General features: G+C 67.9%; 4 protein-coding genes. 2 read left to right on the plus strand and 2 right to left on the minus strand.

All coding sequences use genetic code 11. The features are described 5' to 3' along the window. The first annotated feature begins 53 nt into the window (after positions 1 to 53). A complete protein-coding gene (gene tap, locus ACGFYU_RS21265; protein ID WP_393828851.1) occupies positions 54 to 2,864 on the plus strand; it encodes a telomere-associated protein Tap in 2,811 nt (936 codons plus the stop codon). 6 nt (positions 2,865 to 2,870) lie between these two features. Next, entirely contained in the window at positions 2,871 to 3,425 is a 555-nt protein-coding gene (tpg, locus tag ACGFYU_RS21270) for a telomere-protecting terminal protein Tpg (protein WP_393828852.1), read from the plus strand. A 205-nt stretch (positions 3,426 to 3,630) separates the two neighbouring features. Here the strand turns inward: tpg and ACGFYU_RS21275 are convergent, their stop codons facing one another. Continuing rightward, on the minus strand, positions 3,631 to 4,104 hold the full coding sequence (locus ACGFYU_RS21275; protein ID WP_215016079.1) for a MarR family transcriptional regulator: 474 nt from the start codon (positions 4,102 to 4,104) through the stop codon (positions 3,631 to 3,633). Continuing rightward, entirely contained in the window at positions 4,101 to 4,817 is a 717-nt protein-coding gene (locus ACGFYU_RS21280) for a hypothetical protein (protein ID WP_382643604.1), read from the minus strand. The genes ACGFYU_RS21275 and ACGFYU_RS21280 overlap by 4 nt, the downstream gene beginning before the upstream one ends. Between the last annotated feature and the right edge of the window lie 1,999 nt (positions 4,818 to 6,816).

The raw sequence follows: 6,816 nt of genomic DNA on the forward strand, positions 1-6,816 counted from the left end.
GTTTCAGGTGCGTTCCAGGGTGCGTTTCACATAAGCTCGGCACGGAGGTACCAATGCCGAACACCAGCAACACCGGAAACACCCACGAGCAGGAACAGGAGAGCCTCTTCGCAGCGGTCGACGCCCTGCTGGAAGAAGCCGCCCAGGACCCGCTCCCGCACCCGGACGAGCGCAAACGCCTCCGCGAGGCCGCCGGCCTGAGCCAGGACCAGATCGCCAAGGCCCTCGCCGTACGCCGCGAAACGGTCACCTCCTGGGAAACCGGCCGTACCTCCCCCCGCCCCCCCAAGCGCGCCGCCTACGCCCGCCTCCTGGAAGGCCTCACAGCCCTCCACCCCGTTAACGGCGTTAACGCCGTTAACGCCGCCCCGATCCCTGCCACAGCGCCCGAGGCCCACGCCCCGCAGCCCAAGACGGAACCCCAGCACGGGGAAGGCACGCCCAGGCAACCCACCCCCCACCCGACGGCCGAGGCACACACGGCCCACCCCGTCGCCCCCGTTAACGGCGTTAACGCCACTCCCCCGCTGGCGGCAGCCACAGCGGCCACCACCCTCAACGCCATTGCCGCCCCGACCGCACCCCGCGCCAACACCCCGGAGCCCGAGCCAAACCCCCAGCTCCCGGAAGGCACGCGCACGGACAGTGCCGTCAACCCCCCCGAGCCCGGAGCGAAGCCCCAGCGTCAGGCAGACACGGGTACGGCCACTCCGCAGCCCCCCACCCACACCACCGCCCCCCGCCAACACCCGGCGCCCGCCACAACTCCCCCCCCTCCCCAGCCCACGACCACCCCCACCACCCCCCAGCCAGGACCCGCCACCCCCCAGGCAGAAACCGGCACCCCCCAGACCGGGCCCCACACCCCCCAGGCAGGGCCCCGCACCCCCCAGACCGAGCCCCACACCTCCCAGGCAGGGCCCCGCACCCCCCTGGAGGGAACCGGCACCCCCCAGACCGAGCCCCACACCTTCCAGGCAGGGCCCCGCACCCCCCTGGAAGGAACCGGCACCCCCCAGACCGAGCCCCACACCTCCCAGGCCGGACCCCGCACCCCCCTGGAGGGAACCGGCACCCCCCTGGAAGGAACCGGCACCCCCCAGGCCGGAACCGGCACTTCCCAGGCCGGACCCCGCACCCCCCAGACCGGACCCCACACCCCCCTGCAAGGCAACGGCCCCCTAGCCGTCCTAACCGGCACCGGCCAAGCCCACACCACCGCCGGCCTCATCCTCGACCACCCCACCACCGGCGGCCTCCCCGCCCTCCTCACCTGGGCCCTCACCGAGGCGAACCTCCGCTCCCCCCGCCTCCACCGCAACGGCAAGGACGGCGACCCCCTCCTCGTCCTCACCGCCCCCGCCGTGGAAAGCCTCGGCCTCCCCCTCACCCTCGAAGACCGCCGCGCCCTCCGCCTCCCCGACAACCACCCCACCCTCAAGCAGCTCGCCAAAAACAAATGGCAGCTCACCCGCCGCGGCTTCGGCCCCTGGCCCCGCATCTACCGCCCCGCCACCCCCACCACCGGCCGGCAGTGCGTCCAGCTCGCGATCCTCCCCTGGGGCGCCCTCGACCCCCGCGCCTGGGGCGAGGACACCGCCACCCTCCCCGCCCCCGAACTCGCCGAGCTCCTCACCACCTACGCCGCCCGCGTCCTCACCCCCCGCGGCTCCACGGCAGTCACCGGCCTCGAACTCATGACGGCCCTCCGTCCCCCCACCCGCGCCGCCCGCGACGAGGCGACCAACACCTGGGTATCGGCCCCCGTCCCCGGCTCCCTCACCCGCCCCGTCGACCCCGCCCCCCCGGAGGCCCCCGACGAACACCCCGTCGTCGCCTCCCTCTACCCCCGCTCCCACCAGCGCACCCCGGACCAGGTCCTCGACGAGGAGGCCTACGACTGGATCCGCGACCCCCAGCTCCTCACCGACGCCGAGTGCGCCCGCACCCACGCCGTCGGCATCGACGTGAACATGGCCTTCGCCGCCGCCGCGAACCGCCTCGTCGTCGGCCTGGGCCCCGCGACCCACACCACCAGCCCCCGCTTCGACCCCAAGCTCCCCGGCTGCTGGCTGGCGGACCTCTCCTCCCTCGACGTCGAGCTCGACCCCCGCCTCCCCAACCCCTTCACCCCCCACGGCAAGCCCCCCACCGGCCCCGCCTGGTACGCGACCCCGACCCTCGCCTACGCCCAGGAGCTCGGCCACGACGTCCGCCCCACCGAAGCCTGGATCCGCCCGGACAACGGCCCGTACCTCGACGCCTGGTACACCCGCCTCCGCGACGCCTACATGGCCACGATGGCGGACCTCGGCGTCACCCCGTCCCTCACGGAACCCGAGTTCCTGAAGGCCATGTCAACGCACAAACAAGACCCCGAAGCCGCAACCGGCACCCGAACCCAAATCTCCGCATCCGTCCTCTCGGCGATCAAATCAACCGTCAAGGGCGGCATCGGCAAGCTCCGCGAACGCCCCCAGGGCGCCGCCTACCGCCCCGGCGAACCCTGGCCCGCCCTCGAACGCCCCACCTGGCGCCCCGACATCCGCGCGGCCGTCATCTCCACGGCCCGAGTCAACATGCACCGCAAAATGCTCAAACTCGCAAGAACAGCCGACCTCCACCCCATCGCAGTCCTCTCCGACTGCGCGGTCTACCTCTCCGACGGCCCCAGCCCCCTCGACTTCCTCCCGCACACCCCCGACGGAAAACCCCTCCCCGGCGGCTTCCGCCTGGGCGTCAACCCCGGCATGGTCAAGCACGAGGGCACCCAACCCCTCCTCTGGGCCGTCCAGATGCTCGACGAAGGCCTCAACCCCGCCCGCCACATCAAGGGCCACGACGCAGCGGCACACGGAGAGTAATCACCCATGTCAGACATCTCCGACAGCCTCACCCGGGCCGACGAACAGCACTTCACCCGCCCCATCCCGAAGTCGGCAGGCGCCCAGATGCGCTTCCTCGTAAAGCAACTCAAATCAACCAAGGCGGTAGCAGCAACCCTCGCCATCTCCCAACGCACGGTCGAGCGCTACATCAAAAACCAAATCAAACAGCCCAAGCCCGAACTGGCCGCCCGCCTGGAAACCGAGGTACGCCGCCGCTGGCAACCCCTGGTCCGCAAGCGCGCCCGCGACCAGGCCGCCAAGACCACCGGCCTGGTCATCGAGACCCGCGCCCGCTTCGGCTTCACCGCGGCCCCCGGCACCACCGACGACGGCCGCATGCGCCGCATCACCCAACACCTCCCCCCGGAGTACGCGGCCCGCCTCTTCGCCGCCCAGGAGGCCGGCGCCACCGAGGCCCAACTCCAGCAGATCGCCGCCGAAGCCCTCCAGGAGATCTACTTCAAGGACAACGGCGCCCGCGCCACGAGCCTCCTGGTCGAGTTCACGGACATCGACTACGTCGACTTCGCCTTCTAACAGCGGACCCCAACACCACAGCGCCCCCACAAGGCCCCCCAAGGCCCCTCACAGCCCCTCAAACCCCAAAAGGGTCCCGGGGGATACCCCGGGACCCAAACTCCCCCCACAAGCCAACCAGCGGCCAAACCCAACCAGTCCAAACCAACTGGGCGGAACCCACCAGCCAGGCCGAACCAGCCAGGCCGAACCGCTCGGGGCTCACTCACCCCACGGCGTGCAAGGTCCTCCGCCGCTTCGACTCGGCAGCCTTCTTCGCCGCAGCCTGCGCGGCCCGCTTCTTCCGCTGCTCGGCCAGCTGGTCCTGATACGCCGCCACCGCCTGGTGGTAACTGGCGACATACCCCCGCGCGTCGAGCCGCTCATCGGCCGCCATGTCGTTCACAGCGGCGACAGCATCCTCGAACGAGTTGTACCCGGCCAGCATGGGGTTGATCTGGTACACCCCATTACGCACCTTCCGCACCAGCTTCGCGAGCTCCAAGCTCCGCAGCGCGGCATTGACACTGGGCCGGCTGAGCTCCAGCAGCCCACCCACGGTGGCCTGGTCGATGAGGATCCGCCCACCCGGCTCGCTCAGCGAACGCAGCTTCAGCAGCACACGGTAGGCCGCAGGCGGAAGGTCAAGGTCGGAGAGAAGCCCGTCGGCGTTGACCGCAGCGAATCGCAAGGTGCTCACTGAGCTGTCCCTTCTTCCGTGCGCTTCGCCCGGCTCAGCCGACGCGCAGCGCGCTCTTTGGCCCGTTCGGCCCGCAGTTCCTCGATGGCCTGGCGCATGTGGTCCAGCGACGGGAACCGGACCAGGTCCGGCAGGCTCGTGTCGCTGCGAATCTGCGAGATGGTGCTGTGCTGCTCCACCTTCACGAACTCACCCGTCATCTCCGTACCAGGGATGAACTCAGCCACCCGGTAACTGTAGGGCGGGTTGAACTGGTACACGCCCCGCCGCACCTTGAAGACGATCCCATGAGACATGACGGTGTGCAGCGCCTCCGACGTCTTTGTCCGACTGACGTCCAGGATGGTAGCCATCTCCTCCTGGGTAAGAGGAATCCGCCCCCCCGCTCGCTGACACGCGATGAGCAGCAGGATCAGCCTCAGGGGCAAGGCTTCCCTGAAGTACTGGGCGATAACCAGGAAGAACTCCAGGCTGTCCATCGAGAACGCATTCGGCTGATTCTGCGTCCCGTAGAACTCCAGCGGCTTCCGCTCGCCGTCCAGCGTCAGCTTCCGGCTCGGGTACCGCCTCGCCAGGCTGTCCAGGTCCTTGACCGGAGCCAGCGGCTGACTCCACGCCGAGATCGCATCATCAACGGGGAGATCAGGACGCGGCGCACCCGCCGGACTCCGCCGACGCCGTTGAGGCTCTGATGACACGAGGCTGCTCTCCACTTCGTTGATCTGCAGGGAGAGTATGTCAACAAGGGTGACACAAGTGTCACGCTCGTTGACGTTCGGCGTGTCTTGTGTCCCCCCAGGAGGGACACATCTCAGCCACCCCCTCCCCACCGCCTCTCCGCCACCCCCTCCCCCAACCCCACCCCGCCCTCCAGCAGTTCGCCGACACATCCCCCAAAAAACGTCAGCCCAGCCGACGTTTAAGCCCAAATACTGTCAGCACCACTGACATTTTGCAGTCGCTCTGTCCCCCTACCAGCGACACATCCCCCCAGTTATGTCCCTCCTGAGGGGACATAACTTTCCCCCCGCACCCCCCCTGACCTGCTACAACGCATCTCCGTACCTTCTATAGGCCGTCCCCTACCGCGCTGCGCGCACGAAACCCCGCCTCCAACCCGCCCCCAGTCCCCCCAACAGCCCCCTCCAACAACGCAACCCTCCCCACCACCAAGCCAACAACCCCACGGAATCTGACTGATTTCCCATGTCTATCCAAAACCCACTTTGAATCACTCCCCCTTCAACACCGTTAACGCCGTTAATCCCCACCTCAACCCCGTCTTCCTCCCCGAGCCACTCCCCTGAAAACTCACTGAGGGTAGGCTGATCCTGAAGACGAAACCGGAAGGATGCGGGCGAACCTGAGTGAAACAGGGTCACTATGGTTCACGGACCAGGTTGCTCGGGGTGCAACAAACCGGAACCTCGGGAACTCTTCGGAGCCCAGCTCTGGGCTCCGGCCCGAAGGGCCGGCTCTGAGGTCTCACACCGCTCTCTCTGTGTTGCTCTGTGTTTTGTTTGCAGTGGTTGTTCCGCGCTTTGATGTCCGTGAGCCTGGTCGGGTTTGTTCCTGGTCAGAACTACGAGGCCTGCGGTCAGCCCTCCACACTCCCCAGGTTCATCTCGGCTGTTGGCCTGTCGTGTGCACTCCTCTAGCCGGGACCTGAGGTTGTGGAATACGCACTGCGGGGAACAAACCGGATTCGAACCCGCGTCATCCCCTCCTGGCAAGAGGACTCGTGTAACGGGTCCTGGCCCTGGAAGCCGAGCCTAAAGGTCCCAGGCAAGGCAGCGGAGCTAACCCGGCCAAACGAGCCATAGGCCCGACCCCATGGAATGGAGTCATCCTGGTCTGCAGAGCAGGTCGTTCCGGGTGGAGCGAAGTCGAACCCCCAACCTTGCAGAGCTCAGCTCCGGACAACGGTCCGAGGGGCCAACTCTGAGGACACGAAGCACCCTCCCTCTGAACAAAGCGAAGCCGTTCATTTGCACAACACTCAGCGCTGTACCCCTGATAAAAACGGAAGGTCTAAACCCCTAAGACGGCTACCACGAACGAAGTTAAGGACCCGGGCCCTTGACTTGAGCGAAACGCAAGCCTCGGCCCGAAGACCCGGCTTAGGCTTAGCCAAGCCAAGCCTCACCGAGCAAAGCGAGGCATTTCACTTCTCTGGAGCGAAGCAAAGGAGTCGGGTCCCGAAAGGACCTGGCCGAGCACAGCGAGGCCTGTCTCTTCTAAGCGCACAGGGTTTTTGGGCCTGTGAAGTAAGCCCCCTTTGCTGAGCGAAGCAAAGCGGTTCCATTGCTCCCAAGCGAAGCGGAGCACCCCCGGTCATAAGCCGGCCATGGACGAGCGTCGAGGGGGTTCCCTTCCCAGGCGCCCAGCGCCTGGGATCTGGGAAGACCTGGGGTGGGAGCGAAGCGGACACCCCAACGGGCCGAAGCCCCGGACCCCGTGAAACGGGGTCATCTTCGGCACGGAGCAGGGAAGACTTGGGCCCGCGGAGCGGGCCCCTTCGGGTGGAGCACAGCGGAACCCGAACCGTCAGGAGCGCAGCGTAGGACCCCGGCCCGAAGGGCCGACCCTGGCTCGGCGAAGCCGAGCCCCGCCGAGCGAAGCAAGGCGGTTCCTTAGCACAGCGCGCAGCGCTGTGAGACCCGGAGCGAAGCGGAGGGTCCAGCCCCCGGAGGGGGCTAAGCCCGCGAAGCG

The sequence above is a fragment of the Streptomyces sp. NPDC048337 genome (assembly GCF_043201175.1).
Lineage (GTDB): Bacteria > Actinomycetota > Actinomycetes > Streptomycetales > Streptomycetaceae > Streptomyces.

Excerpts from the sequence above, each read along its gene's own strand:
- tap (WP_393828851.1), top strand. The coding sequence starts at position 54 with ATGCCGAACACCAGCAACACCGGAAACACCCACGAGCAGGAACAGGAG.
- tpg (WP_393828852.1), top strand. The coding sequence starts at position 2,871 with ATGTCAGACATCTCCGACAGCCTCACCCGGGCCGACGAACAGCACTTC.